This is a genomic window from Caballeronia sp. LjRoot34, assembly GCF_964253815.1.
Classification (GTDB): Bacteria; Pseudomonadota; Gammaproteobacteria; order Burkholderiales; family Burkholderiaceae; genus Caballeronia.
On record NZ_CAXUSB020000001.1, the window covers coordinates 2297995 to 2324134 of the forward strand.

24 protein-coding genes are annotated in these 26140 nt (G+C 60.8%); 11 read left to right on the forward strand and 13 right to left on the reverse strand.

From position 1 onward, the window contains the following. Window positions 1-46: 46 nt before the first annotated feature. The gene (locus ACSQ36_RS10295) at window positions 47-988 is read right to left on the reverse strand and encodes a LysR family transcriptional regulator (protein ID WP_436181839.1); all 942 of its coding nucleotides are present in this window, start codon (window positions 986-988) and stop codon (window positions 47-49) included. Between the two features lie 165 nt (window positions 989-1153). Here ACSQ36_RS10295 and ACSQ36_RS10300 point away from each other — a divergent pair, with 165 nt between their 5' ends. Both ACSQ36_RS10300 and ACSQ36_RS10305 read left to right on the forward strand, forming a co-directional pair. Continuing rightward, the gene (locus tag ACSQ36_RS10300; RefSeq protein ID WP_436181840.1) at window positions 1154-2467 is read left to right on the forward strand and encodes an MFS transporter; all 1314 of its coding nucleotides are present in this window, start codon (window positions 1154-1156) and stop codon (window positions 2465-2467) included. Between the two features lie 64 nt (window positions 2468-2531). Next, window positions 2532-3275 (forward strand): enoyl-CoA hydratase/isomerase family protein, encoded by a 744-nt coding sequence (locus ACSQ36_RS10305; RefSeq protein ID WP_436181841.1) that lies wholly within the window; start codon window positions 2532-2534, stop codon window positions 3273-3275. 1 nt (window position 3276) lies between these two features. Here ACSQ36_RS10305 and ACSQ36_RS10310 read toward each other — a convergent pair whose 3' ends face one another. Further along, window positions 3277-4674, reverse strand: coding sequence for an FAD-containing oxidoreductase (locus ACSQ36_RS10310; protein WP_436183149.1), 1398 nt, complete (start codon window positions 4672-4674; stop codon window positions 3277-3279). 249 nt (window positions 4675-4923) lie between these two features. Between ACSQ36_RS10310 and aldA the strand changes: the two genes are divergently transcribed. The 4 genes from aldA to ACSQ36_RS10330 all read left to right on the forward strand — a co-directional run bounded on the left by aldA (window position 4924) and on the right by ACSQ36_RS10330 (window position 10642). After that, the gene (aldA, locus tag ACSQ36_RS10315; RefSeq protein WP_436181842.1) at window positions 4924-6348 is read left to right on the forward strand and encodes an aldehyde dehydrogenase; all 1425 of its coding nucleotides are present in this window, start codon (window positions 4924-4926) and stop codon (window positions 6346-6348) included. A 68-nt stretch (window positions 6349-6416) separates the two neighbouring features. Next, window positions 6417-7748 (forward strand): MFS transporter, encoded by a 1332-nt coding sequence (locus tag ACSQ36_RS10320; RefSeq protein WP_436181843.1) that lies wholly within the window; start codon window positions 6417-6419, stop codon window positions 7746-7748. Continuing rightward, window positions 7745-8962: a mandelate racemase/muconate lactonizing enzyme family protein gene (locus ACSQ36_RS10325; protein WP_213761454.1), complete on the forward strand. Its 1218-nt coding sequence runs from the start codon at window positions 7745-7747 to the stop codon at window positions 8960-8962. The genes ACSQ36_RS10320 and ACSQ36_RS10325 overlap by 4 nt, the downstream gene beginning before the upstream one ends. Before the next feature lie 15 nt (window positions 8963-8977). After that, a complete protein-coding gene (locus tag ACSQ36_RS10330) occupies window positions 8978-10642 on the forward strand; it encodes a GMC family oxidoreductase (protein WP_436181844.1) in 1665 nt (554 codons plus the stop codon). On the opposite strand, the gene ACSQ36_RS10335 is transcribed toward ACSQ36_RS10330, so the two are convergent. After that, complete coding sequence (locus tag ACSQ36_RS10335; RefSeq protein ID WP_436183150.1) at window positions 10609-11505, reverse strand: LysR substrate-binding domain-containing protein; 897 nt, start codon at window positions 11503-11505, stop codon at window positions 10609-10611. The two genes, ACSQ36_RS10330 and ACSQ36_RS10335, sit on opposite strands and share 34 nt — an antisense overlap. Before the next feature lie 262 nt (window positions 11506-11767). Here ACSQ36_RS10335 and ACSQ36_RS10340 point away from each other — a divergent pair, with 262 nt between their 5' ends. Both ACSQ36_RS10340 and ACSQ36_RS10345 read left to right on the forward strand, forming a co-directional pair. Beyond that, window positions 11768-12316: a cytochrome b gene (locus ACSQ36_RS10340; RefSeq protein ID WP_213761456.1), complete on the forward strand. Its 549-nt coding sequence runs from the start codon at window positions 11768-11770 to the stop codon at window positions 12314-12316. Window positions 12317-12411: 95 nt separating this feature from the next. Beyond that, a complete protein-coding gene (locus tag ACSQ36_RS10345) occupies window positions 12412-13713 on the forward strand; it encodes a cation:proton antiporter (RefSeq protein ID WP_213761457.1) in 1302 nt (433 codons plus the stop codon). Between the two features lie 103 nt (window positions 13714-13816). On the opposite strand, the gene ACSQ36_RS10350 is transcribed toward ACSQ36_RS10345, so the two are convergent. Continuing rightward, complete coding sequence (locus ACSQ36_RS10350; RefSeq protein ID WP_436181845.1) at window positions 13817-14926, reverse strand: saccharopine dehydrogenase C-terminal domain-containing protein; 1110 nt, start codon at window positions 14924-14926, stop codon at window positions 13817-13819. Window positions 14927-15099: 173 nt separating this feature from the next. After that, window positions 15100-15561 carry an Lrp/AsnC family transcriptional regulator gene (locus ACSQ36_RS10355; RefSeq protein ID WP_031356349.1) on the reverse strand — a complete coding sequence of 154 codons (462 nt, stop codon included), beginning with the start codon at window positions 15559-15561 and terminating at the stop codon, window positions 15100-15102. Between the two features lie 352 nt (window positions 15562-15913). Here ACSQ36_RS10355 and ACSQ36_RS10360 point away from each other — a divergent pair, with 352 nt between their 5' ends. Both ACSQ36_RS10360 and ACSQ36_RS10365 read left to right on the forward strand, forming a co-directional pair. Then, window positions 15914-16432, forward strand: coding sequence for a Spy/CpxP family protein refolding chaperone (locus tag ACSQ36_RS10360; RefSeq protein WP_436181846.1), 519 nt, complete (start codon window positions 15914-15916; stop codon window positions 16430-16432). A 183-nt stretch (window positions 16433-16615) separates the two neighbouring features. After that, window positions 16616-17050 (forward strand): PGDYG domain-containing protein, encoded by a 435-nt coding sequence (locus ACSQ36_RS10365; protein ID WP_213761460.1) that lies wholly within the window; start codon window positions 16616-16618, stop codon window positions 17048-17050. A gap of 44 nt (window positions 17051-17094) precedes the next feature. Here ACSQ36_RS10365 and ACSQ36_RS10370 read toward each other — a convergent pair whose 3' ends face one another. The 8 genes from ACSQ36_RS10370 to ACSQ36_RS10405 form a co-directional block, all read right to left on the reverse strand. Beyond that, entirely contained in the window at window positions 17095-17463 is a 369-nt protein-coding gene (locus ACSQ36_RS10370) for a DUF3022 domain-containing protein (RefSeq protein WP_089163775.1), read from the reverse strand. 1 nt (window position 17464) lies between these two features. After that, window positions 17465-18283 carry a YhfC family intramembrane metalloprotease gene (locus ACSQ36_RS10375; protein WP_436181847.1) on the reverse strand — a complete coding sequence of 273 codons (819 nt, stop codon included), beginning with the start codon at window positions 18281-18283 and terminating at the stop codon, window positions 17465-17467. 20 nt (window positions 18284-18303) lie between these two features. Then, window positions 18304-19362, reverse strand: a complete 1059-nt coding sequence (locus tag ACSQ36_RS10380) for a LacI family DNA-binding transcriptional regulator (protein ID WP_213761462.1) — start codon at window positions 19360-19362, stop codon at window positions 18304-18306. A 78-nt stretch (window positions 19363-19440) separates the two neighbouring features. Then, on the reverse strand, window positions 19441-20409 hold the full coding sequence (locus ACSQ36_RS10385; protein WP_436181848.1) for an NAD(P)-dependent oxidoreductase: 969 nt from the start codon (window positions 20407-20409) through the stop codon (window positions 19441-19443). 68 nt (window positions 20410-20477) lie between these two features. Then, complete coding sequence (locus ACSQ36_RS10390) at window positions 20478-21776, reverse strand: MFS transporter (protein ID WP_436181849.1); 1299 nt, start codon at window positions 21774-21776, stop codon at window positions 20478-20480. A gap of 52 nt (window positions 21777-21828) precedes the next feature. After that, a complete protein-coding gene (locus ACSQ36_RS10395) occupies window positions 21829-22812 on the reverse strand; it encodes a sugar kinase (RefSeq protein ID WP_436181850.1) in 984 nt (327 codons plus the stop codon). A gap of 33 nt (window positions 22813-22845) precedes the next feature. Then, window positions 22846-23673 carry a sugar phosphate isomerase/epimerase family protein gene (locus tag ACSQ36_RS10400; protein ID WP_436181851.1) on the reverse strand — a complete coding sequence of 276 codons (828 nt, stop codon included), beginning with the start codon at window positions 23671-23673 and terminating at the stop codon, window positions 22846-22848. A gap of 298 nt (window positions 23674-23971) precedes the next feature. Then, window positions 23972-24862, reverse strand: a complete 891-nt coding sequence (locus tag ACSQ36_RS10405; RefSeq protein WP_436181852.1) for a LysR family transcriptional regulator — start codon at window positions 24860-24862, stop codon at window positions 23972-23974. Window positions 24863-24970: 108 nt separating this feature from the next. Here ACSQ36_RS10405 and ACSQ36_RS10410 point away from each other — a divergent pair, with 108 nt between their 5' ends. Continuing rightward, the gene (locus ACSQ36_RS10410) at window positions 24971-26056 is read left to right on the forward strand and encodes a YeiH family protein (RefSeq protein WP_436181853.1); all 1086 of its coding nucleotides are present in this window, start codon (window positions 24971-24973) and stop codon (window positions 26054-26056) included. Window positions 26057-26140: the final 84 nt, after the last annotated feature.

Genomic DNA, 26140 nt, shown 5'->3' on the forward strand with positions numbered 1-26140 from the left:
GTGAGCCGGGACAGCGGTGGAACACCAGCGTGCTCGAACGGAAGCCTCAGCCTTCGTCCAGCGCCGCCAGACTCCGAGCGCCCAGCCATGCGCCGGGCACAAGACGCCGTTGCACGTCCTGCACGATCAGCCCTTGAACGATCTCGCCCGCCGGCGTAAGCGGCAGCGATTCCGCGTGACACAGCCACAGATCCCGTTGCCATTCGTCGCCGTCAAGCGGTGTGGCCATCAGCCGGCCGGACGTGACCTGTTCGTGCACGGCGGACCAGGGCAAGACGGTTGCCCCCACGCCTCGTTCGACCCATGACACCAGCATGGACGTGGAGTTGACGACCGCGACCAGGTTGTAGTCGAGCTGCGCCGCCGCGAAGGCCCGATCCAGTTTTGTCCTGACGATATTCGGCGGGCTGATCAGCACCAGCGGCAACCGCGCCAGTTCGGCGAGGCTGCACGTCGAACCTATGCCGGCCATGTCCGGATGACGAATGAGGAACAATTGTTCGTTGAGCAGCGGCGTCCGTGTGAGTCCGCGAACCGGCTGGTCGAGGACAACGACAGCCAAATCCACCCGGCCCAGCAAAACCAGTCCGTATAGTTCCGACGACGAACTCTCGGTCAGCTCCAGGATGATGCCCGGGTAATGAGCGCGAAGCTCCTGGACTACATCGATTGCGATCAGGTGCGCGGTGCTGTGAGGCATACCGACCACGACCGTCCCGTTCGGCTGGCGCGCGTGCTGCGACAGCAGCAACTTCGTGTTGTCGGCCTGGCGCACAAGGCCCTTCGCATGCCGGTAGAGCAACTCCCCCGAGGGCGTCACCTTCACGCCCTGCACGCTGCGGCTGAAGAGGCGCACGCCCAGTTCTTCTTCCAGATTCTTGATATGCAGGCTCAACGCAGGCTGCGCAATACACAGTGTCTCGGCTGCGCGCGTAATGCTTCCCGACTCCACGATCGACAGGAAATACCTCAACTGCTTCAGGTCCATCGATCACTCCCTCGACTTCATCGTCCATAACAAAAACACTATGGATGGATCGTAATTCAATATTTCCACGATGTCGCGCCTGCCGCTTATATTGCCCCTGGGCCGATGCAAGGGGCGTCTCTGCGCCGCTGTACGGACCCGATAAAAATATCCAAGGAGACAGGAGTGAACTCATCGAGTCGCGCTATCGGCGAAGCGCTGCCACGTAAAACGACGCTCAATCGCGAGCAGATCATTGGTTTCTGGGCGGCATGGTCGGGGTGGACGCTCGATGGCATGGACTCCGTGATTTTTGCGCTCGTGCTCGTGCCGGCGTTGAAAGAGTTGCTGCCGTTGTCGGGCTTCGCCGCCACGCCGGGTGTCATCGGTCTGGCCGGGTCGCTGATGTTCGCGTTATTCCTGGTGGGCTGGGGTTTTTCGTACATATGGGGACCGCTTGCGGATCGCTTCGGCCGTGTGCGGGTGCTCGCGGCCACTACGCTGTTCTATGCGGTTTTTACGGGGCTCGCGGCTATCTCGCATAACGTCTGGGAGCTCGCGATCTTTCGTTTTCTCGCGGGTGTCGGCGTGGGTGGCGAATGGGCGCTGGCCGGTACGTACGTGGCAGAAGCATGGCCCGAAGACCGGCGGCGAGCAGGCGCGGGATATCTTCAAACCGGTTATTACGCGGGATTTTTCCTCGCCTCGGCTTTGAATTACACCATCGGTACGCACTATGGCTGGCGGGTCATGTTCCTGTGCGGCTTGCTCCCCGTCATGGTCGCGCTGTACACCCTGCTCAAGGTCCGCGAACCGCGCAAATGGAAACGCACGCATGGCGATGCGCACGCTTGCGCGCCCAGCAAGCGGCCCTTACGCGATATTTTCTCCAAGCCCTACAGACAGCGGACCATCGTGAACTCGGTGCTGGTGAGTGTCGCCATTCTGGGGCTCTGGGGCGGCTCGATCTATCTGCCGACAGCCGTCATCCAGTTGGCGGAGCGGCAGGGAATCGACGCCATCACCGCGATCAAGCTGGCCTCCGCGACCACGGCCATTTATTCGATCGGTACGATCATCGGCTGTCTGATACTGCCTTTTCTCGCCGACCGCTACGGTCGCCGCCTGACACTTGCCGCTTATTACGCCACGGCCGCGCTGTTCCTGGTTGCAGGATTTGGCTGGGCGTTCTACCTTCATGCAGGACTGGTTCCGTTCATGGCGCTGTCGTTTTTTATCGGCCTGGGCGGGGGTAACGCGGCCATGTATGCGCTATGGTTACCCGAGCAGTATCCGACGTCGATCCGCGCTACAGCGTTCGCTTTTTCGACATCGATCGGGCGGTTTTTTGCAGCGGGCGTCAGTCTGTGCCTGGGCGTTGCCGTGAGCCATTTTGGAACGCTCGGCATACCGATTGCGCTGACCGCATCCATATTCGTTGTTGGAATCATCACGCTGCGATGGGCGATTGAAACACGCGGCCAACCGTTGCCCGACTGATCTTTGAACCATGACCGTGCGCGTGCAGGCAAGCCGATAACGCTTTCGATAACTGGCAGGAAACATGACGAATACCAGCACTACCCCAGGTTTTTCCTGCTCGCGGCACGAGGGCGTGGTCACGATCCAGCTCACGCGTGTGGAGCAACATAACCGTATCGATCCCGCCGATCTGGCCGGGCTCAGGGAAACGATTGCATCGGCGGGGAAAGATGAAACAGCCATAGCGCTGGTCGTCACAGGAACCGGCGCGATCACGTTCAGTTCGGGCTATACGTTGTCGGCGCTGGCCGAGGGTAATATCGATGATTCGTTCGAAAGCTTCCTGAATGAACTGGAAGCCTGCCCACTGCCTACTGTCTGCGCGCTCAACGGCAGCGTCTATGGCGGGGCAACGGATCTCGCGCTGTGCTGCGATGTGCGCATCGGCGTAGAGGGCACGCGCATGTTCATGCCGGCTGCTCGTATCGGTTTGCATTATTACCCCGACGGCATGCGTCGATACGTTCGTGAGCTGGGACTCGCTCAAGCGAAACGGCTCTTTCTTACGGGCATGACGCTGGACGCGCCCGAGATGTTGCGCATCGGCTTCCTGACCGAGCTGGTCAAACCCGAACAACTGAGTTCGCGCACGGCGGAATACATCGATGCGCTTCGCGCTTGCGTGCCAGATACCGTGCGATCGATGAAACGGCAACTGAGCGCTATCGCCAACGGTGACTCCCCGCTTAGCGCCGACAGAACCGCTTATGAGCGGTCGCTTCAAAGTCCGGTTATCGCTCAACGCATCAAGCAACGCCGGGCGTGAATTATTTCAACGGTTCAAGCATGCCGAGCAACGTAGGAATCAACTCGCTGACCGTCGGATGAATATGCATCGCGCGTTGCAGCGTGGTGTACGGCGCATCGGCATTCATGATGTCGATGAACGTATGGATGGCTTCATCGGCCTCGATACCGAGCATGGCCGCGCCAAGGATCTTCTTCGTTTCGGCGTCGACCAGCACCTTCATGAAACCGTCAGTCTCGCCGCGTTCGCGTGCCCGGCCGACGCGCGACATCGGCATGGTGGCGATCAATGCACGCCGGCCGTCCTTGCGCACTTCCGTCTCGCTCATCCCCACACGCGCAAACGGTGGATCGACGAAAACGGCGTAACACATGATGCGCGAATCCACGCTGCGCGCTTCGCCATCCACCACATTCGACGCGATGATTTCATAATCGTTGTACGACGTATGCGTGAATGCGCCGCGACCGTTGACATCGCCGAGGGCCCATACGCCCTTCGTCCGGGTACGAAGCTCTCCGTCCACATCGATCAAACCGTGCTTGTTCAACGCGATGCCGGCCAACTCCAGCCCGAGATCATCCGTGTTCGGCGTGCGCCCCGTCGCAAACAGCAAATGCGATGCTTCGATGCTCGCCCGATCCCGCATCGGCTCCCTCAATGTAATTCGAATCCCCTTGCCTGACGGTTCGAGCTTCGACGCCTCGGTGTTGAACAAAAATTCCACGCCCTCCCGCGACATGACCTTCTGGATCTGAACAGCAAAGTCCTTGTCCTCACGCGCCAGCACGCGCTCGCCCCTGACGAGCACGGTCACGCGGCTGCCGAAACGCCGGAACATCTGCGCGAATTCCAGCGCGATATAACTTCCGCCGACAATCGCCAGATGCTCGGGCAACTCGGTCAATTCGAGGATGGTGGAATTCGTAAGATGTGAAACGCTGGCCAGCCCGTCGACTTCAGGCACGGTTGCACGCGTGCCCGTATTGATGAAGATCGCGTCCGCGTCGAGCGCTTGTTGCTGGCCGTCGGAGCCTGTCACGCTGATCGAATGGGGACCTGTGAAGCGGCCGTGGCCATTGAATACCACCACGCCCGGCGTGCTGCGCAACCACTTTTCGACGCCTTCGCGTGACTGGGCGATCACGCCGTCCTTACGCGCCTTGACCCGCGCCAGGTCGACTCGCACCTCGCCTTCCACGATCACCCCGTAGTCGCCTGCATGCCGCGCGACGTGCGCTGCACGCGCGCTTGCCACATAGGTCTTGGTCGGCGTGCAGCCCACGTTCACGCAGGTGCCGCCGAACAGATGCCGTTCGATTATGGCGGTCCGCCGGCCGCTCTCGGCCAGCTTGACGGCAAGCGGGCCGCCGCCTTGTCCGGTGCCGATCACGATGGCGTCGAAATGCTGTGACATCTGCTGTGACATGCGAGTCTCCCCAGTGAATGGTCAGGCCGGATCAGCGCGGAACAGTGAACAAACGTGGCGTTTTGGCATGGTAGCTCGCCATCGGCTATCGCGCTGCGCGAATACCGCCGCCTTTCAGTGCGTTTTCCGCATGGGCGGGTCGAGTTTTAATCGCTTGTGGCCGAGTGTCACGCCGATAAAACTACCGCCATTCACGTCGCGGACGGCCGCGGCGCTTCACCTTTCCTGGCAATCACGATGCGCACCTACCGTAATTTCATCGATGGCCGTTTTGTCGAGCCGCAATCTGACGCTTTCTCTGATGTTGACAATCCCGCCACGTCGGACGTCATCGCGCGTGTCACGCTGGCTTCGCACGATGACGCGTTAAGCGCGGTGGAAGCCGCCTCGCGTGCGCAGAAAAAGTGGCGCGCACTGACGGCGATTGAGCGCGGTGAGCATCTGCGCCGTTTCGCCGATGCCATCGTCGAGCGCGCTCCGCAAATTGGTGCGGCTCTCGCGCTGGAGTCCGGCAAGAGCGTGGCCGATTCGGAGAACGAAGCCCGCTACGCCGCCGACATCACGCGGTATCACGCGGAATGGGCGCGCCGGATTGAAGGCGAAGTCATTCCCAGCGATACCCCGAACGAAAACCTCGTGCTGCATCGTGAACCGATTGGCGTAGTGGCCTGCCTGATACCGTTCAACTACCCGGTGTATACCCTTCTGCGCAAAGTCGCGCCCGCATTGATCACGGGCAATGCGGTGGTCGTACGGCCGAGCAACAACACGCCGGCGTCCGCATTCGAGATTGCGGAAGCCGCGCTTCAAGCGGGTCTGCCCGCAGGCATCTTCAACGTGCTCGCGATGGACCACGCCACCGCCGGCACAGTCTGCACGCATCCGGCAGTAGGCATGATCACATTGACCGGCAGCGTGAACGCCGGGCGCATCGTGCTCGATTATTGCAAGACGAACATAGCGAAGCCTTCCCTGGAACTCGGTGGCAAGGCGCCTGCGATCATCGAGCCGGATGCTGATCTTGAAGCGGCGGCAAGCGCTATCGTGGCGTCGAAGACCACGCATTGCGGGCAATTGTGTACCGCGATGGAACGCGTTTATGTCCACGCCAGCGTGCATGATCGTTTCGTCGAACTGCTGCGCGCGAAGATGCATGCAGTGAGCTCCGGCGATCGCTCGCAAGATGCATCGAAGATGGGTCCGCTCGTCAGCCGCTCGGCACAGCGCAACATCCACGCGATGGTCGAGCGCGCCGTTGCCGAGGGCGCAACGATCGCCACCGGTGGTGTGTTGCCCGAAGGCCCTGGCTATTTCTATCCGGCAACGCTGCTGGTCAATTGCCGCCACGACATGGAAATTGTCCGTGAAGAAATCTTCGGACCGGTGCTGCCGGTGATCTCGTATGACACACTCGACGACGCCCTCGCGATGGCCAACGACCATCAATACGGCTTGTCTTCGGTGCTGTACACCGAGAACTATCGCACCGCGATGCGCGTGGCCAACGAAATTGAAGCCGGCGAACTGTATGTGAACCGCACGCCCGCTGATCCCTACCAAGGCTTTCACGCCGGCTGGAAACGCTCAGGCCTGGGCGGTGACGACGGCAAGCACGGCATGCTCGAATTCACGCAGACGCGTCTCGTCATCATGAAGTACTGACCACCTCATCACCTACTCGAACATTTATAAAAACGGCGTTCATTGCGAGCAGCCGAAGGAGACTTATTGTGGAAAAGACCCTGACCGGCATCACCCCGTCAATCGCAGATAAAACGCGTGCGCAGCGATACATGCAGCTTTTGCTGCTGGTGATCGCCGCGGGCGCGATCTATCCGCTGCTGTATTTGCGTCAGGTCTACCAGACGCCGATGCTCGAGTTTTTTCATATCGACAATAGCCAGCTTGGTTATCTGTATTCGATACTCGGCACCGTTTTCCTGATCAGCTATTTGCCGAGCGGCTGGCTTGCCGATCGCATCGCTCCGCGTTTCCTGATCTGCTTTTCGTTGATTGCTACCGGCGGTCTCGGACTGGTCTATTCGACGGCGCCCAGCTTCCCCGTTTTGCTCGCCGTGTTCTGCTGCTGGGGATTGACCACGGGCCTGACCTTCTGGGCTTCCATTCTGAAGCGCGTAAAGACGATTGCCGCGCACGACGAACAAGGCCGGTTCTTCGGCTTGCTCGACGGCGGACGCGGCCTGATCGAAGCGTTGCTCGCGACTGTCGCGCTGGTGATCTTTGCGACCGCCACGGAGAAGCATGGCCTGCCGACGAACGTAGGCTTCAAATACGTCGTGTACCTGTATTCGGGCGTCTGTATCGCGCTGGGATTGCTGATGGCGATGGTGAAAGAACCGCCCGCAACGGCGCTGGAAAAACAGCAAGCGGCAGACAATCTCAAGCAAAACCATTCGCTGTGGCGCGATCTCCTCACGCTGATGCGCATTCCGCAACTCTGGCTGATGGCGGCCATTGTGTTCTGCGGTTATCAGATCTTCTGGGCCACCTATAGCTTCTCGGCTTACCTGCAAGTCGGCGACCTGAAGATGACCGTGGTCATGGCCGGCACGCTCACCACGCTCAAGCTCTGGATGCGCCCGATTGGCGGTATTGGCGGCGGCTATCTCGGCGACCGTTTCTCTACGCTCGGCGTGTTGACCACTGCCCTGTTTCTCGCAGCGCTTGGTTTGGTCGCACTGGTCGTGCTGCCCACGCTCGGCCATATCGATCCGCGTGCGGGCGTTGCAATGATCGCGGTGGTGGTGCTGGTGATCGGCATCCTGACGTACGCGATTCGCGGCCTCTACTGGTCACTGCTCGACCAATGCGGCATTCCGCTGCGCATAACGGGCTTGGCCATCGGCCTTGTTTCACTGGTCGGTTATTCACCTGACGTGTTCCTGCCGCTCGTGAACGGCTGGACTACTGAGCATTTCCCCGGCCTTCTCGGCTACCAGTTCTACTTCTCTTACATCGCTGCGATCAGCGTGATTGGCGGCATAGCCGCACTCGCGCTCAAGCGCATGCGCACGACCGTTGCAAAGGACGTCCTCCAATGAAAATCGTCTCCCTCGAAACGCATTTCGTCGCCGTGCCGCCGCCGCATTTGGGCGGCATGTACTGGATCTTCGTGAAGCTGAAAACCGCTTGCGGAATTGAAGGCGTGGGCGAAATTTATTCAGCGACGTTCCATCCGAAAGCGATGGCGCACATTATCGACGACGTGTTTGGACGGTATCTGCAAGACCACGATCCGCATCACGTGGAGCGTTTTTTCCGCGAAGCGTATTCAAGCGGCTTCACGCAACGTCCCGACCTCACGATGATGGGCGTCGTCAGCGGCCTTGAAATGGCGTGCTGGGACATCATCGGCAAGGCAGCGGACAAGCCAGTGTATGAATTGCTGGGCGGTCTCGTCAACGAACGGCTGCGTTCGTATACCTACCTCTATCCAAAGAACGCCGCGGGCGAATACGACTACGACGATGTCGATCTCGCTGCTGAATGTGCGGTGCAGAACGCGGATCGTGGGTTCACTGCGGTCAAGTTCGATCCCGCCGGTCCGTACACCGCGTACTCGGGTCATCAGCTTTCGCTCGACGTTCTGGAACGCTGCGAGACCTTCTGCAAGCGCATCCGTGAAGCTGTTGGCAACCGATGCGACCTGCTGTTCGGCACGCACGGCCAGATGGTGCCGTCGTCCGCAATCCGGCTCGCGCAACGCCTTGAAAAATATGATCCGCTGTGGTTCGAAGAGCCCGTCCCGCCCGGTCAGGAAGAGGCGATGGCGCAAGTCTCCCGGCACACCAGCATCCCCATCGCGGCCGGTGAACGCCTCACGACCAAGTATGAGTTCTTCAAGCTGCTGCAAGCAGGTGCGGCGTCCATTTTGCAGCTGAATGTTGCGCGCTGCGGCGGCTTGCTCGAAGGCAAAAAGATCGCGGCCCTCGCCGAAGTTTATTACGCACAGATCGCTCCGCATTTGTACAACGGACCCATTGGCGCAGCCGCGAGCATCCAGCTCGCCGCCTGCACGCCTAACTTCCTTATCCAGGAAAGCATCGGCACGTGGGACGGTTTTCACGCGGAGATTCTCAAGACGCCGATTCAATGGGAAGACGGTTATATCGTGCCGTCCAAGGCGCCGGGACTGGGCGTGGAATTGAACATGGACGTCGTGCGTGCCCATTCTCCTTACACCGGCGAACGTCTGCATCTGCAGATGGCGTCCAAGCCTGCCGATGTCCGGGATACGTCTCCGGCCAAAGGCTGAGGCCGAGTACATAACATGACTTACGACTACATCATCGTCGGCGCGGGATCAGCTGGCTGCATTCTCGCCGAGCGGCTGTCCGCGTCGGGACAATACTCCGTGCTTGTACTCGAAGCGGGTGGCAAGGCCGATTCGTTCTGGTTCAAGATTCCAGTCGGGTTTGCCAAGACCTACTACGATCCGGCCTGCAACTGGATGTATTACACCGAGCCGGAAGCACAGTTGGCGGACCGGAAAATCTATGCACCGCGCGGCAAGGTGCAAGGCGGCTCGGGCTCCATCAACGCGATGATCTACGTGCGTGGCGCACCGCGCGATTTCGACGACTGGGCCGCTGCGGGAAACGCTGGCTGGTCGTACAAGGACGTGCTGCCGTATTTCCGCAAGCTGGAAACACACGAGGCCGGGGACACTGCCGTGCATGGCGCGAGCGGCCCAATTCATGTGACATCGATGAAACGTGGTATTCACGCCATCACGCGTCACTTCCTCGATGCCTGCGATGAACTCAAGATTCCGCGCAACGACGACTTCAACGGCGCGAAGATCGAAGGTGCCGGCGTCTACGATGTAAACACCCACAAAGGCCGGCGTGCGTCGAGCAACGTGGCGTATCTGGAACCGGCGCTGAAGCGCTCGAACGTGCATATCGAACATCACGCGCTGACTTCGCGCGTACTGTTTGACGGACTGCGCGCCAAGGGCGTCGAGGTATCGCAAAACGGCGTCAAGAAGACTTTCCACGCCGCACGCGAAGTGCTTTTGTGCGCGGGTGCGGTTGACACGCCAAAGCTGCTGCAACTCTCGGGCATCGGTCCGAAGGCACTGCTTGAGCGCCACGGGATTCCCGTCCTGCATGCGCTTCCCGCCGTCGGCCAGAACCTGCAGGATCATCTCTGCGCGAGCTACTACTATCGCGCGAATATGCCTACGCTGAATGGCGATTTCGGTTCGCTGCTCGGCAAGCTGAAGCTCGGTCTGCAATATCTGTTGACGCGCAAAGGGCCGCTTGCGATGAGCGTGAATCAGGCCGGTGGATTCTTCAGCACCGACCCGGCCAGCCCGCTCGCGAACCTGCAGCTTTACTTCAATCCGTTGTCGTACCGGATTCCGAAATCGAACCGCTCGCAGCTCACGCCTGAGCCGTATCCCGGTTTCCTGCTCGCGTTCAATCCGTGCCGGCCGACGAGCCGCGGATCGATCGAGATCGCGTCGGCGAACGCAAACGATGCCGCGTTGATTCACGCGAACTATCTGACGACGCAAAAGGACATAGATGAAGTGATCCAGGGCAGCCGGCTGATCCGCTCGATCATGCAGGCCCCGGCGTTGCGCGCGGTCACGGTGGAAGAAACGCTGCCGGGCGTGGCAGTCGTGCCCGATGGCGACGAGGCTGCCATGCTGCAGTATTTCCGCGAGAACAGCGGCTCGATCTATCACCTGTGCGGATCGTGCGCGATGGGCCCGGACCCGCGGACCGCGGTAGTCGATGACCGTCTGCGCATACATGGCATCGAGGCATTGCGGATTGTCGATGCGTCCATTTTCCCGAACGTCACGTCCGGCAATATCAATGCACCCGTGATGATGGTCGCGGAAAAAGGCGCGCAAATGATTCTCGCCGATGCCGCCACGCCCACCTTCGTTCAACGCGAAGCGCTTGCGGCCGCTTCGGCCTGAAGCCACTGCTGGAAAAGCCGCTGCGTCCCGCTTGCACGCTGCTCGGGACGCAGCACGAACCAGTACGACTGGCGCCCTTCCACCTCCACATCCAGCACCTGCCGCAATTGCCCGGACGCCAGTTCGGCCGCGATCATGTGGCGATCGGCAATGGTGATACCCATGCCGTCAACAGCGGCTTGTATCGATAAATCGAGCAGGTCGAATTCGTGACCGTTGTCCGTGTCCACGCCTTCTATACGCGCGGCGTCCAGCCAGTGTTGCCAGGTCAGATACCGCTGATCTTCGCCCGATAGAACATGCAGCAAGGTGAAGCGGTTCAGCTCCACCGGTGCATCCACGCCTTCACGATCCAGCAACGCGGGCGACGCCACCGCGATATGCCGCTCGTGCATCAGCAAGGTACTTTCAAGGTTATTCCATTCGCCATCGCCGAAACGCACCGCGCAGTCGAGCCGGTTCGAATCCGTGAGGCCATCGTCCACACGCGTGGTAATGCTCAGGTCGAGTTGCGGAAACGCCTCGCGCAGGCGCCCGAGGCGCGGCACCAGCCAGCGCGCGGCAAAGGTCGGCGGGACGTTGATGCGCAAGCGGTTGACATCATTTTTCTGGCCGATCGCGCGGACCGTCAGTTCGATCTTGTCGAAGGATTGTTGCAACGCGCGCAGCAGCACGCGACCGCTCGGCGTGAGAACGAGATGCTGATGACGGCGGGAAAACAACGTCTCGCCAAGCTGCTCCTCAAGTTGCCGGACCTGCCGGCTGACCGCGCTTTGCGTGACGTTGAGCAGCGCGGCTGCACGGGTGAAGCTGCCGGTGGTACCGGCCGCCTCGAAGGCTTTGAGCGCATTCAGCGCGGGCATTTTACGTTTCACGGCGGATCGGAAAGTTCGTTGTCTCGTTGGCGCGTTGACACATGAGCCCGGGGCGGCGAGCATCGGTTGATGCGTACGTTCGCGTGATCTTACTCAGCCATCCGCTCGAACTGTAGCGATTTGACATCCTCACGCCGGATCGATGGAAGGATCGATGGAAAGAGCGATGGAATATGCGTACGCCATTATCCGTTCATTGCATGCTCGTGCCACGGGCGGAACCGCTCAATGAAACATACCGGAGAACTGCATGCCCGCTGGATCAACCACCCCGAATACACCAGGACTGGAACGCTATTCGAAGCCCTCGATTTTCTTTCATTGGGCCATTGTCGTCCTGATCGCGCTGGCTTATTTCGCCATCGAGATCCGAGGACCCAAAGGTAGCGACAGCCGCATTTTCTGGAGTAACGTGCATTTCTGGTGCGGCACGCTGGTGTTATCGCTGGCTGTGCTCCGCCTGGCATGGCGCTTGTGGCACGGCGCACCCGCGGAGATCGCCGACGCTCGCGTGCTCACTTTCCTTGCTCGCCTGGTCCACCTCGCGCTGTATGTGTTCATTTTTGCGCAGCCTTTACTCGGAATCCTGATGATCAACCTGGGCGGGCATCCGGTGACGCTCGCCGGGCTGGGCTGGCAGATACAGCTCGTCGGTGCCGATCCGGTCGCACGGCCCGTCATCAAGGAAGCCCATGAGTTTCTAGGGAATTTGTTCTACTGGGTCATCGGCGCGCACGCGTTAGCGGCGATCGGACATCATGTAGTGCTCAAGGACGGCACATTGCGGCGCATGCTGTAACGCAGGGCCGAAGCGTTTCGGCGATGCCATAACGGCAAAGCCTGTGGCATGCCTCTTGCTCCTGTTCGGGTACGCTGCATTTACCTCAGGCTCTCATGACCGAAACGATATGGTTTCTCGTCGTTGGCGGTGTTCTCATTTTCATGGGGCTTGCCAGTTCGACGTTCAAACAACTGCCGATCAGCAGCGCCATGGTGTATCTCGCCATCGGTTTCGGGCTGGGTCCGTTTGGCATCGGCCTGCTGAAGATCGATCTGCTGGGCGAAGCCACCCTGCTGCGCCGGATCACCGAAGTCGCCATGCTCGTGTCGCTGTTCGCGATCGGGTTGCGTCTGCGGGTGCCGCCCACCGACCGCATCTGGCTCTTGCCCCTGCGCCTCGGTTTGGTCGCGATGGTGGCAACGGTCGCCATCATGACGCTGGCAGGCGTCTATCTGCTGCATATGAACTGGGGACCTGCATTACTCATCGCCGCGATGCTTGCCCCCACCGATCCCGTGCTCGCCCATGACGTGCAAGTGCAGGTTCCCGGCGATGTCGACTTGCTGCGCTTCTCGCTCACCGGCGAAGGCGGTTTGAACGACGGCATTGCGCTGCCGTTTGCGTTGCTGGGAATCGCGGTATGCAACTATGAGGTATCGCCACAGCAGGCGCTGAGCTGGCATTTCGCCGGCGATGCCCTCTGGGGTGTCGCCGGTGCGTTGGCCGTGGGCTGGCTGCTGGGAGACCTCGCGGTACGGCTGATTGCGTGGCTGCGCACTCGCCATGGCCTGGCTCTCGGACCCGAAGGTTTTTATGCGCTGGGCTTGATCGCGCTCGCGTATGGCGTCGCCGAATTGATCCACACATATGCGTTCCTGGCCGTGTTCGCGGCGGGCCTCGCGATGCGGCGTGTCGAGCAAAAGGCCAGCGGTGACAAGTCGGCGCATGAAGCGGTGGGTGTGATCGATACCGAGGACGTTGGCGCCACCGCCTCCGATCCTGATCGAGCGCATGCGTTTGTCGCGGAACGGGTCCTCGGCTTCACGATAGAACTCGAGCGAATCGCGGAAGTCGCGGTGATGCTGATGGTAGGCAGCGTGCTCGCCAATGTTTGGGACCGGCTGTTTACGTGGCATGGCGCCGCGGTAATCGGGCTGTTGTTTTTCGTGGCCCGGCCAGTGTCTGTGCAGGCTTCGTTGCTGGGTTCATCGGCGACGCGCTCGCAGCGCTTGCTCACCAGCTGGTTCGGGATTCGCGGCGTTGGGTCGTTTTATTACCTGACGTACGCGTTAGAGCATGCGCCTCGCAGCGTTGCCGAAATGCTTGCACCGCTGGTGCTGGGAGTGATCGCGGCGTCGGTGATCCTGCATGGCATTACGTCGACGCCGCTGATGAATCAATACAGGAGAAGTTGATCTGCCGGTCTACCGGGTTTGGTCAGGCAAAGAGATGGATGACCGCTCGCTTCGCCCCACGCTCAAAACCGGCAGACCGCGGGGCGTCACCGCGAGCGAAGCCTCAAGCAGCCTCTAGTTGCCGGACAACGCCCAGCGAGCTCGCGCCCTCGTACAACTGTCCGAACCGGTTCGCCAAAAACGCTTCCAGGGGCACCTGCTCCTGCCGGATAAAGCCGCTCTGCGGCAACATGCCTTCCCGGAACAGATCGAGTTCCGCGCAGATCGCACCGGCGGTCGTGATCTGGATCGCGCTCATTGGCACGCCGCATACGTTCTTCGCGAATATCTTGCGCGTGAATACATCTTGCACAAGGCGCCCGTCGCGCATGCCCGTTGCCGTGACGAACACCAGCACCACGTCCTGCGCCGTAGCCGGTATGGCACGCCGCAACATCGCCTTCAGGCCGTCGCGATCACTCGACATGCGCAAGTCGTCGAGCAGGAACTTCATCAGCTCGCGATGCCCGGGATACCGCACCGACTTGTAATCCAGCGTCTCCACCTTGCCGGCCAGCGTTTCGCATAGCGTACCCAGCCCGCCCGATGTATTGAACGCCTCGTACTCGGTGCCATCGAGTGAAAAATGCTCCAGCCCTTCCAGCGGCTGCACCCATTGCGTACTGCCGTCGCGGATAGCCTCGCACGGCTGGCAATACTCGTTGATCAACCCATCGATGCTCCAGGTCAGGTTGTATTTCAACGCGTTGGTCGGAAACTCAGGCAACGCGCCAACCCGCATCTTGACCTCACGCACCTCGGCGAAGCGCTTCGCCAGATCGTGCGCCACGATGCCAATGAACCCCGGCGCCAGGCCGCATTGCGGCATGAAGGCGTGGCTGGAATTGTCGGCGATCGCGCGGATCGCGTGGGTTGCCCGCACGTCTTCAGTCAGGTCGAAGTAATGCACGCCGGCCGCTTTCGCCGCCGTTGCGACGGTCACGGCGAGGTAGTACGGCATCGCGTTGAGGAGTGCGTCGAAGCCTTGCAGTGCGAGACGCAGTGCGTTCGCATCGGCGGAATCGACGCGACGGGTGGGAATGCCCTGCGCTTCAAGCAGGTCGAGCGCGTGGGCATCGCGGTCGAAAACGACCACTTCATAGTCGCCGGTTTCACGCAGCAAATGAGCAATGCTCTGGCCAATCAGGCCGGCGCCGATGAGGGCAATTTTCATGTTTATCTCCTTGATGGGCGGTCGAGAGGCAATCTCCGGCCATCAGTTTAGGAGCGCATGAATATTGATAAAAGACACAAAATGATGCGAATTGACTATCAATTTCGACGTTTTGACGAATCAACGCGACAAATTGCATGAAATCGCCCGATTAACTCTGCCGAACGGATCTTTTAACCCAGGCCGCCCCGATCAACCTTGCGGGCGAGAATGATCGAAGTCGTCGTGCGTTCAACGCCTTCCAGTCCACCGATTTCATCGAGCAGATCGTTCAGCCGGTCGGGGGAATCCGCCCGCAGCCACGCAACATAATCGAACTCGCCGCTCACCGCGCAGAGCAGTTGCATCTCGGGCATCCTGGCGAAGCGCTTCTGCACGTCGCGGCCATACTTCGGCGCCAGTTTGATGCCCACGTAGGCCTGGATACTGGCATCGAGCACATCTTGTCCCAGCCGGACGCCATACCCCGCAATCACGCCGGTTTTCTCAAGCCGCGCAAGCCGGGCGATCACCGTCGTGCGCGCAATGCCGAGTTGACGCGCAAGCTCGGACACGCTTTCACGGGCATTCACTTGCAAAGACGCGACAAGGTTCCGGTCGATGTCGTCGAGCTGATCGAGGCGCGGCGGTCGCATGGAGGGTGATCCTTTTGTTTGATTTTGTTTAAACCAGCGAAACTGAGGCATGAAATCATGAACGACTTCATGCGCGTAACAAAGCATGACAAAGCCATGAAAAAGCAAAGACATTAAAACACGAGCGCATCAAACTGCGCCTGCCCTCGCTTGTTGGTTAAACTCCTACCACTACGGACCCGGATTGCTCCTTCATCGCATTTTTTTCGCGGACGTATCGGTTGTAAGCAGTTGTGGCAACCCGAGCAACACCGTGCGCTAACGTGATATTAATAGCGGCGTCGGCCAAACATCACACGTTATCTTTTCCGTGTATTGCTTGCCCCTTCTCAATGGACCCAAGGTGTCACCCATGAAAAAAACATTCGTTGCATTGGCTGCCTCGCTGGCCCTTTCCACGGCTTTCGCCCAATCGTCCGCTCCGGCAGCGCCCGCGGGCGCATCGGCACCAGATACGGCACGCAGCCAGGCGCGTGAGGCGCGCGTCGAGCAACGCATTTCGGAACTGCATGCCAAGCTGAAGATCACCCCTGCCCAGGACGAGCAATGGAACAAGTTCGCCGACGTCATGCGCGACAACGGCCACACAATGGGTGATCTGTACCGTCAACGCATTGCGCTGGGCGACAACACAAGCGCGCTCGACGACATGAAGCAGTACGAGCAGATCACGCAAGCACACGCGGACGGTACGAAGCGTCTGGTCGAGGCTTTCGAGCCGCTGTACGCAAGCCTTTCGCCGGAGCAAAAGAAACTCGCCGACGCAAGCTTCCACCAGTCGAGCAAGCCGGGCGCGCATAAAGGCCGCGCGCCGCATCGCAAGGCGCCGGCAGCCGCAGCGGCAGACGGTGCTTCGACCACCAAGCCGTAAGCTTGCGGTAACTGCTTGATCTGAATGCCGGACTTCACGCGGGTCATGCCGGTGTTGAGCTCGTGAAAAAGCGCCCGCTTCGAGATTTCGATGCGGGCGCTTTCACATGGCGGTATGCATAACGGGGAGCTTGGCGTTACGATCGCGGATTATTATCGTTTCAGCGTTTTCCACGACATCCGCATGACGCCAATCACCCTTACCCACCTCGACCTCACCGCTGACCCCGCCGCGCATCGCGTGGTGAAAGACGAAACCGTCGCGGTCGAGTTTGCTGAAGAACCCGGCTCGCTGATGAGCCTGGAAGGCCCGAACCGCTATGCTCCCGGCGATGCGTTGATCACGGGCGCTACCGGCGAGCGCTGGGTGGTATCGCGGGATCGGTTCGATGCCAAGTACGTCGCGCACGACGGCGTCACGCATGGCCACGCCGGTGCGTACCGGAACGTGCCAGTCGCGGTCCTGGCGAAACAAATGCACGAAGCGTTTTCAATCGCGCGTTCTGAAGCCGGCGATGTGCTTCACGGCGAAGGGGGCGACTGGGTCATGCAATACGCGCCGGGCGACTACGGGGTAGTCAAGGCGGCCCGTTTCGCGAAGGTTTATAAGCGCGCTTGATAAGCGCGTAGGTAGCGCAGGGCTTGGCCCGGCTGCATCCAGGCTCACGCGAAATCTTCACCTATATCGATCTCCACCGTGCGCGGCACAGTTTCTCCGCCCGCGTACATCTCCTCGAGCGAGCCGAGCGTGGCTTCCACATAGGCACGTAGCACCGCATAGCTACGCGCGTGCAGCCGCGGCGGCATCGCCCTGTAACGCGCGAGCGCGGCGGGATCGAAACGGATATCGATGGCAATGCGGCGCGCCGTTGCACCGAAGCGCATTGCCACGTAATGAATCACGAGGGATAGCTGGCCGTCGTCGCCCGGGCGCTCGGAAAATTGCGTCTGCTCCGGGAACAGGTCGCTGACCACGCGCGCCAGCAATTCGATATCGGCGCTCGGACAGTCGTATTGATATTCGTCGTCCATCTCAGTTCCCCGCCTTCGCGCGCGCGGCTCGATTCGCGGCTGCCGCCACGCCCAGGAAATAGCGCCGAAGTGCGCGCATCACGATCAACCCGAACACGAGATACACGGCGTCGGCGGCGAGCAGCGGAATCAAGCGCGCCTGATACAGCGCAACCGGCAATGCGATCAGCGCGTGCGCAACAATCATGAACGGCAGCGTGAAGCGGAAACGCTCGCGCAGCATATGCCACATTCCCACCGACAACCCCACCTGGAACACGAACGCCGCCGCCCGCTCGACCAGGAACAACGCGGCGGATTCCGGCGCGAGACTGCCGAGCACGGCGTGCAGCCGCAGCAGCGACTCGGCCGGGACGCTCGTGAAATATTGATCGAGCATGCCGCGATCGGCGAGCAGCGCGTAGAGGATCCACTGCAGTTGCACCAGCACGCCGACGAGCCACGCTTCCGCGCCGCCGTGGCCGATTCCATAGCCGAGCGCCGTGCCCGGGCGTTGCAACGAAGCGGGATCGCGTCTGATCAGCCATTTCATACCGATGAAGCGCCCGATTTCTTCGCACAGACCCGTGGCAAGCGCGCCGTAGACCACGAAAATGGCCGGATTCATCAGCAAGCCGACCGTGGTCGCGTGGCTCAGGACGAGCCCGTGCAGGCCACGTTCGATCACCATCGAAAACAGTGCGAAGACCGCGATCCCGACGATCACATCGCGCCGCTCGAAACCAAACCGGGGTTTTGTCTTGCGATACAACCAGATAGGCAACGCGGCAATCAGCAGCGTCGCGAGGGTGATACAGACCAGCGTCAAGGCACTTACCATTAATTAAATTCCCTCAAGAACTATGTGCCGCCATTATTTGTTGGTGCCGATGTCGATGTCCGCACGATCAGTTCGCCCGGCAGAAGGCATTCTCGCGCCGCCATGACCGCACCTTCAATGCGCTCATGCAGGAACTCGACGGCGCGCTCGCCTATGGTATAGGTCGGCTGGCGCACGGTCGTCATGCCGGCGAGTTCGGCCCACTCGGAGTCATCGATACTCATCAGCGCCACCCGCCGCTGCCAGTCGGCGCCATGAAGCGCCTTCAGATGCAGCGCGACCCGCAATGCTACCGGCGCGTTCGCCGCAAACAGCGCTACGCGGCGATTCCGCCGTTGCGCGGCGTCAATACGCGCGTCAATTTCAGCAAGGGTTTCGTCATTATCCAGATCGAGCACGATCGTGGCGCCTGACACGCCAGAAACGCCGAGCGCGCCGATAGTGTCACGAAATGCCGCTTCGCGCACGCGTCGCGAGCTGACCTGCGCGTACGGCTGGACGACAAACAGCAGTTCATCGAAACCCTGGCTCACGAGATGACGGATCGCCATCCGTACCGCTTCAGTGTTGTCCAGCCCGACCATATCGGTCACGAGCCCGTCGACCGAGCGGTCCACCAGCACGACCGGCACACCGCCGCGAGCAAGCGTTTCCAGCGTCTCCTCCTTCACGCCGAGCGCATTCACAATCACGCCTTCCACACGATACGTGCTCAGTAATTGCAGGTATCGCCGCTCCAGATCGACCTCGTTCGCCGCATGGCAGATCAGCGGCATATAACCGTACGCGTGACAAGCTGCTTCCACGCCCTGCAGTACCTCGACCGAGTACGGATTCGTCAGGTCCGCGACGAGCATCCCGACCAGCCGGTTGCGCCCGCGTTTAAGCCCGCGCGCCATCTGGTTCGGGCGGTAATCGAGCTTTGCGATTGCCTCTTCTATGCGCTCGCGCAATTGCGTCGACAACACGCCCGTCTCGCCGTTCAGATAACGCGAAATGCTGGTCTTGCCGGTGCCGGCTTCGCGCGCGACGTCGGTGATGGTCGCGCGCCGGTCATTCGAAAAATTGTCTCTTGCCATGTTCTCGTTCGACATCCGATAAGAACAAAGCGCGCCAAGGCGCGCTTTGTTCAATGCAGCGAGCTTGCCTCAAGCCGCTCAGCGCTTCAATGCTTCCGGATTCACCATATTGTTCGTCAGCGTGCCATTCAACGCGCCGACCAGGTTCTCCGCGGCATTCTTGTTCATCGCGTGGCGGGTTTCATGCGTGGCCGAGCCAATATGCGGCAGCGCCACCACGTTCTTCAGCTTGAGCAATGGCGAGTCGGCAGGCAGCGGTTCTTCCACGAACACATCGAGACCCGCACCGAGGATCGTGCCGTCCTGCAATGCCTGAATCAGCGCGTCTTCATCTACTGTCGGTCCGCGCGATGCGTTGATCAGGATCGCGCTGCGCTTCATCTTCTTCAGTTGCTCGGCGCCAATCAGGTTGCGCGTTTCAGCGGTTAGCGGCACTTGCAGCAGCACGAAATCGGAGGTGGCGAGCAACGCGTCCAGATCGACTTTCTTCGCGCCGTAGTCACGTTCAGCCTGCGCATTCGGGCTGCGGTTCGTGTACAGCACGTTCATCCTGAAGCCGAGCGACGCGCGCCGCGCGACCGCGCCGCCAATCCGTCCCAACCCGATGATACCGAGCGTCTTGCCCTGCACATCGACACCAAAACAGTCTTCGCCAATGCTTTTCGTCCACTTGCCCGCCTTCACCCATTCCGCGAGTTCCACCACGCGGCGCGCGCTTGCGAGGATCAGCGCAAAGACCGTATCCGCCGTCGATTCCGTCAGCACGTCCGGCGTATTCGTGAGCAGGATGCCGCGGCGGTTCAGGTCGGCGATATCGAAGGCATCGAAACCTACCGACACCGTCGCCAGCGCCTTCAGCTTCGTCGCCCCTTCGAGCATGGCTGACGTAATCGGCACGCCCGCGCCGATCGCGCCATCGGCCTCTTTCAACGCCGCCACGAAGACGTCGTGCTGCTTCGGGTCGACGGTCGTGACCTCCGCGTGTGCATGCAGATACGCGAGCACGTCCGCGGGCAACGGCTTATACGCGACGATTTTCTTTTTCATCGAAACAAGTCCTGTGGAATCAAGAAGGTTGGGGATCTCTCAAACGTCTCAAGCGTGTCTAAAGCATTTCAAGCACGTGTAGCCAGTTTAGCGGCGGGCGCGACCGGCTGCGGTTTTACGACCAGCGTCAGTATGACGGCCGCGACCAGCGCGGCGCTCATGAACACATACGACGCCGCCGGCGACCCCGTCGCGCCGTTCAAATACCCGACTACATACGATCCGACGAAAGAGCCAAGCGCGCCCATGCTGTTGATCAGCGCCATTGCGCCGCCCGCCACGTTCTTCGGCAACAACTCGGGCACGATCGCGAAGAACGGGCCGTAAGGCGCATACATGGCCGCGCCCGCGATCACGAGCAAAGTATAGGAGCCCCAAAAGCTCGTCGAACCAAGCAGGTACGATCCTGCGAAAGCGAACGCGCCAATCAGCAGGAACGGCCATACGAACAACTTACGGCGCTCGAGTTTGTCCGACGCCCAGGAAGCCGCGATCATCGCAATGGTAGCCGCGAGATACGGCACGGCCGAGAGCCAGCCCGTCTCGACCATGCCGAACGTGGAAGCATTCTTGAGAATCGACGGCAGCCACAGCACGAAACCGTACACGCCGATGCTCCAGCAGAAATATTGCGCGGACAGCTTGATCACCGCGGGCGATTTGAATGCATCGCCATAGTTCTTGACCGGTTTGATCGCCGCTTGTTCCGCGCGCAGCGTGTTGTCCAGATCGCGTTTTTCCTGGTCGGAAAGCCATTGAACTTGCGCCGGCTTGTCCTGCACGATGAACCACCAGATCACCGCCCAGATGACGGCCGGCGCGCCCTCCACCACGAACATGTGGCGCCAGCCGAATGAATTGATCAGATAACCCGATACCACCGACATCCACAGCACCGTCACCGGATTGCCGAGGATCAGGAAGGTGTTGGCGCGCGAGCGCTCGGATTTCGTGAACCAGTTGGAGATGAAAATCAGCATCGCGGGCATCACGGCCGCTTCCACGACACCAAGCATGAAACGCAGCACCATCAGCGAAGGGATGTTGGTGACTACGCCCGTCAGCGCCGCGCAGCCGCCCCACAGGATCAGGCTGACGAACACGAGCTTCTTCACGCTGCGACGCTCGGCGTAGATCGCGCCGGGAATCTGGAAGAAGAAATAGCCGAGGAAGAACAACGCGCCGATCAGCGACGCCAGCCCGTGGCTGATGCCGAGATCGTGATTGATCCCGGCCGCCGAAGCGAAGCCGAAGTTCGCCCGGTCGAGATACGCGAGGCTGTACGTGATGAACACGATCGGCATGATCGTCCACCAGCGGCGCACCGCGAGCGCGGGCTTGTTGGTGTTGGCACTGGCTGGCTGCATGATTGTCTCCGTCCCTGGCTCGTTTGTTCTGTGAAGGGGCTTTGACGGCCCTCTACAACGCGACTTTGGCTTGCGTCCTGTTGCCGCCCGCTTGTTCCAGCGCATCGAGTTCGCTGCGGGTCGGCAAACCTTCGCTGTCGCCGATTACCTGGATCGCCAGTGCGCCGATACGGTTGCCGCGTGTCAATGCGTGGCGCACGTCATACCCTTCCAGCAGCGCGCTCACCACGCCGACGGCGAAACCATCGCCCGCGCCAACGGTATCGACGACATTTTTGACGGGGATCGCCGGCACCGTGCCTTCATCGTTATCCGCGGTGCGGAAGTACGCGCCATGCGCCCCTAGCTTGACCACCACGCCCTTCGCGCCCTGGTCCAGATAGAAACGAGCGATATCCTCGGGCTTCGTGAAACCCGTCAGGATCTTGCCTTCGCTGACGCCCGGCATCACCCAGTCGGCCAGCGCGGCCAGCGCGTTCAGCGACTCAGCCATGGCTTCGCGCGATGGCCAAAGCGTGGGACGCAGGTTCGGATCGAAGGAAATGGTCTTGCCCGCCTTGCGCATTTCTCGGGCCATATGAAACCCGAGTTCACGCGAGGTCGCCGAAATGGCCGGTGCGACGCCCGTCAGGTGCAAGTGGCGCGCACCCAGCACGTAGTCGGCGACATAGTCGTCGAGCGATAAATGGCTCGCCGCCGAACCTTTGCGAAAGTATTCGATCGCCGGATCGCTGCCGTCGTCATTCTTCGATTTCAGCTGGAAAGCCGTCGGATAACGCTCGTCGATTGTCACGCAACTCGCGTCGATTCCTTCCTGCGCGAGCACGTCGAGTACGTATCGGCCGAACGAATCGTGGCCAACACGGCTCATCCAGCCGACCCGGAAGCCGAGCCGCGACAAACCGATCGCAACGTTCAGATCCGCGCCGGCCACGCGCTTGGTGAACTGGCCGACCTTCGCGAGATCGCCGGTCTCGGCGGCGACGAACATCGTCATGGCTTCGCCGTAGGTCACGACATCGAGAGGGGTTGTCATAAGCGGTCCTTCGTCATTCATTGATGGGGGTGTTCAAGCCGATGCGAGTTGCTTGACGTAGCGTGCAGCATCGGCGGCGAGATTGTCTTGATCGAATGGAAATTCGATGCCGCGAGGAACGTCGGCCGGCAAGTAAGCCAGCAACGCGGCGAAGTGCGCGTCGTTGGTCGCGGGGGCCGCCGCGAAACGTCGCGCGCCTTCGCCCTGCACCGCCTTGCAGTGCACGTAACCCACGTATTTGGCCAGGCGCCGCGCGGCTTCGAGCGGATCTTGCTGCGCCCATTGCCAGTTGCCGGTGTCGAAGGTCATGGAGAGCGTATGCGAGCGGTTTTCCAGCGTGTCGAACAGCGCAGAAAAAGCATCGATTGTGCCGCCCGCTTTCAGTTGACCATTCTCGACGACGACCCGCGCCTTGGAATGTCGGATACCGGCGATCAAGCGATCGAGCGTCGCGGAATCCGTCGCCGTGCCGGTGCTCTCCGACCCGCCGAGCTGGAATTTGACGATACGCGCATCGAGCGCAGCGGCTTCGTTCAGGGTCTGCTCCATCGCGTTTTCATCGAGGGCGCCGGTATCGTCGAAAAGGGTCGCGGGGGTGGAATAGACCGGCCAGATGCCGGCCGCCCGGATTCGCTGACCGAGTTCGTACAGGGAAGCGAGCTGCGATTGGGTCTCATCGGAGAACAATTCGCGGCGCACTTCGAAACCCGCCGCGCCTGCTTTTGCCGCCACTTCCGCCCAGATTGCGTGGCCGTCGCGGCGGATCATTTCAGGGCCGAATGCGCTCGCCACGATAACCACCGGGACGGTCGCATGAGCCGGATCATTTTTGATCAGATTCTCAGAATTGCCGTGTTTCACAGCGGAATTTGCCTTTAACCGGCCAATGGAACCGGTTCCAAGAACGAATTTCAAAAAAGACGCGTGCTGCGTCTGAGTGACTTCGAATAATGCGCCCGGGGCTAAAGGGGCGCTATTCTGGAATTCCCTAAGAGTGGCTGATCTGCTTGTGCTGTTCGACGGTTGGCGTGCTGGCACCTTCGAATCCGGGTTGATGCCGGGCCGCTGCCGTCGGGCAAGATCCAGGTATCCGTGGTTGGTGACAGATCGGATTTCACCGAAATTCACGCGCCCACGCCGAGCTAATCAGCGGCAATCGTCACTTCTCAGACCCATCCTCCACGCACAGCGCATAAAACCTCGCCGCCGCCCGCGACGCTGCTGCTCCGTGCGGCATCAGGATCGAAAATCGCCGTGTCAGCGGCTCCGGGGCGATTCGCAAACGCAGCAGCGCGCCGTCCTCATGGCGCATGGACATCGCCGACACGAAACCAATCCCCATCCCCGCCCGCACGGCTTCCTTCACGCCCTCCACGCCCGCGATTTCCAGCGCGACCCGCATCTGCGCGCCGGCCCGGGCGCACGCGCGCTCGACCAGTTGGCGCACGCCCGACCCGCCCTCGCGTAAAACCAGTGAATGAGCACATACCGCTTCCAGCGTCACCCTGCCGGAGACGGACGCCAGCGGATGCCCGCTCGGCGCAATCGCCACGATCTCGTCCTCGCGCCACTCTGTGACTTCAGTTCCCGGCGGCAGATCAGCGCCCACGGGCCCTTCGATCATCGCGATGTCCAGCGAACCCAGCGCCGCAACGATCTCAGCCGTATTCCCATCGATCGTGTGAACCGTCACGTCCGGATGCTGCCGATGAAACTCCGCGATCAGATAAGGCAACAGGTAACTCGCCGGCGTCGTGCTCGCGCCAATCCTCAACGTGCCGCGCTCAAGGCCGCGCAGCGCGTTCCGGTACGCGTGCGCCTGCCCGACGGTCTCCCGGATCCGCGTGGCATAAACCGCGAGCTGTTCGCCAGCGGCGGTCAGCCGGATTCCACGGCCAGCGCGCTGATACAAAGGCTCGCCGAATTCGTCCTGCAACTGGCGCAATTGCCCCGACACAGCCGGCTGCGACAGATGCAGCGCAACAGCCGCCCGGCTGATGTTGGCATGCTCGGCGACGGTGGCGAAGGTTATAAGTTGGTCTGGGGTCATTGGCGCTCAACTATCGGCCAAATGGATATTTTACATTCTAAATGACGATTTTTCATATCTATATATCAATAATAGGATTGGCGTATCGAATCCAAAACGGAAAAAACCGTGAATTCCCTCGCCACTCCTGCCGCATCTCGTTCCGCTCCAACCGCCCCAGCCGGTCAAACGCGCGGTCAGCTAAACGGGATCTTGTTCGTCGCGCTGTTCGCCGCCGCCGTCACGCAATTGGCCGCGCTGCCGTTCATCTCGAACCTGGGACTCAGTCCGCTGATCGTCGGCATTGTTGCCGGCGCGATCTACGGCAATGCGCTGCGTGACGGCATGCCGGAAAGCTGGGCGTCAGGCGTGAACTTCTCCGCTCGCAAGTTGCTGCGTATCGCCGTCGGCTTCTTCGGGCTGCGCGTAAGCCTCCAGGAAATCGCGCAGGTCGGGCTGCCGGGCTTGACGGTATCGGTACTGGTGGTAGTGAGCACGCTCGCCATCGGCACATGGGCGGGCATGAAGCTGATGAAGCTCGACCGCGATACGGCATTGCTGACCGCAGCCGGCAGCGCGATCTGTGGCGCCGCGGCGGTGCTCGCATTCGAATCGACCTTGCAATCCGAGCCGCATAAAAGCGCGATGGCGGTGGGCAGCGTCGTGCTGTTCGGCACGCTCTCCATGTTCCTGTATCCGCTCGCGTTGCACCTCGGCTGGCTGCACCTGGACACACTGGGCGTCGGCTTGTTTTTCGGCGGCACGATCCATGAAGTGGCACAGGTGGTGGGCGCGGCCAGCAACGTGAGTCCGGAAGCGACGCATATCGCGACCATCGTGAAAATGACGCGCGTGATGCTGCTCGTGCCGGTGCTGCTCGTGATCGGCATGTGGGTGAACCGCTCGCGTAACAATGCTCAAAGCGACGGCAGCGGCACGAAGCGCAAGCTGGCGATTCCCTGGTTCGCGCTCGGTTTCCTCGCCCTCGTGATCGTGAATTCATTGCATGTTTTGCCTGATACCGCGACCCACACGCTGAACACGCTCGACACCTTCGCGTTGACCATGGCGATGACCGCCTTGGGCATCGAAACGCGGATCGCGCAGATTCGTCGGGCGGGACCACGCGCGCTGGTAACCGGGGCCATTGTGTATGCCTGGCTGATCGGGGGAGGACTCGCGATAACCATAGGCGTCGAGCGCCTGCTCGGGTAACGTTCGTAGAGGTGCCGCCTGCAGGAACACAAAAGCCCCGCCGCCCCTGCGGGGCTTTTGCTTTTCAGCGAGATTACAAGTGCA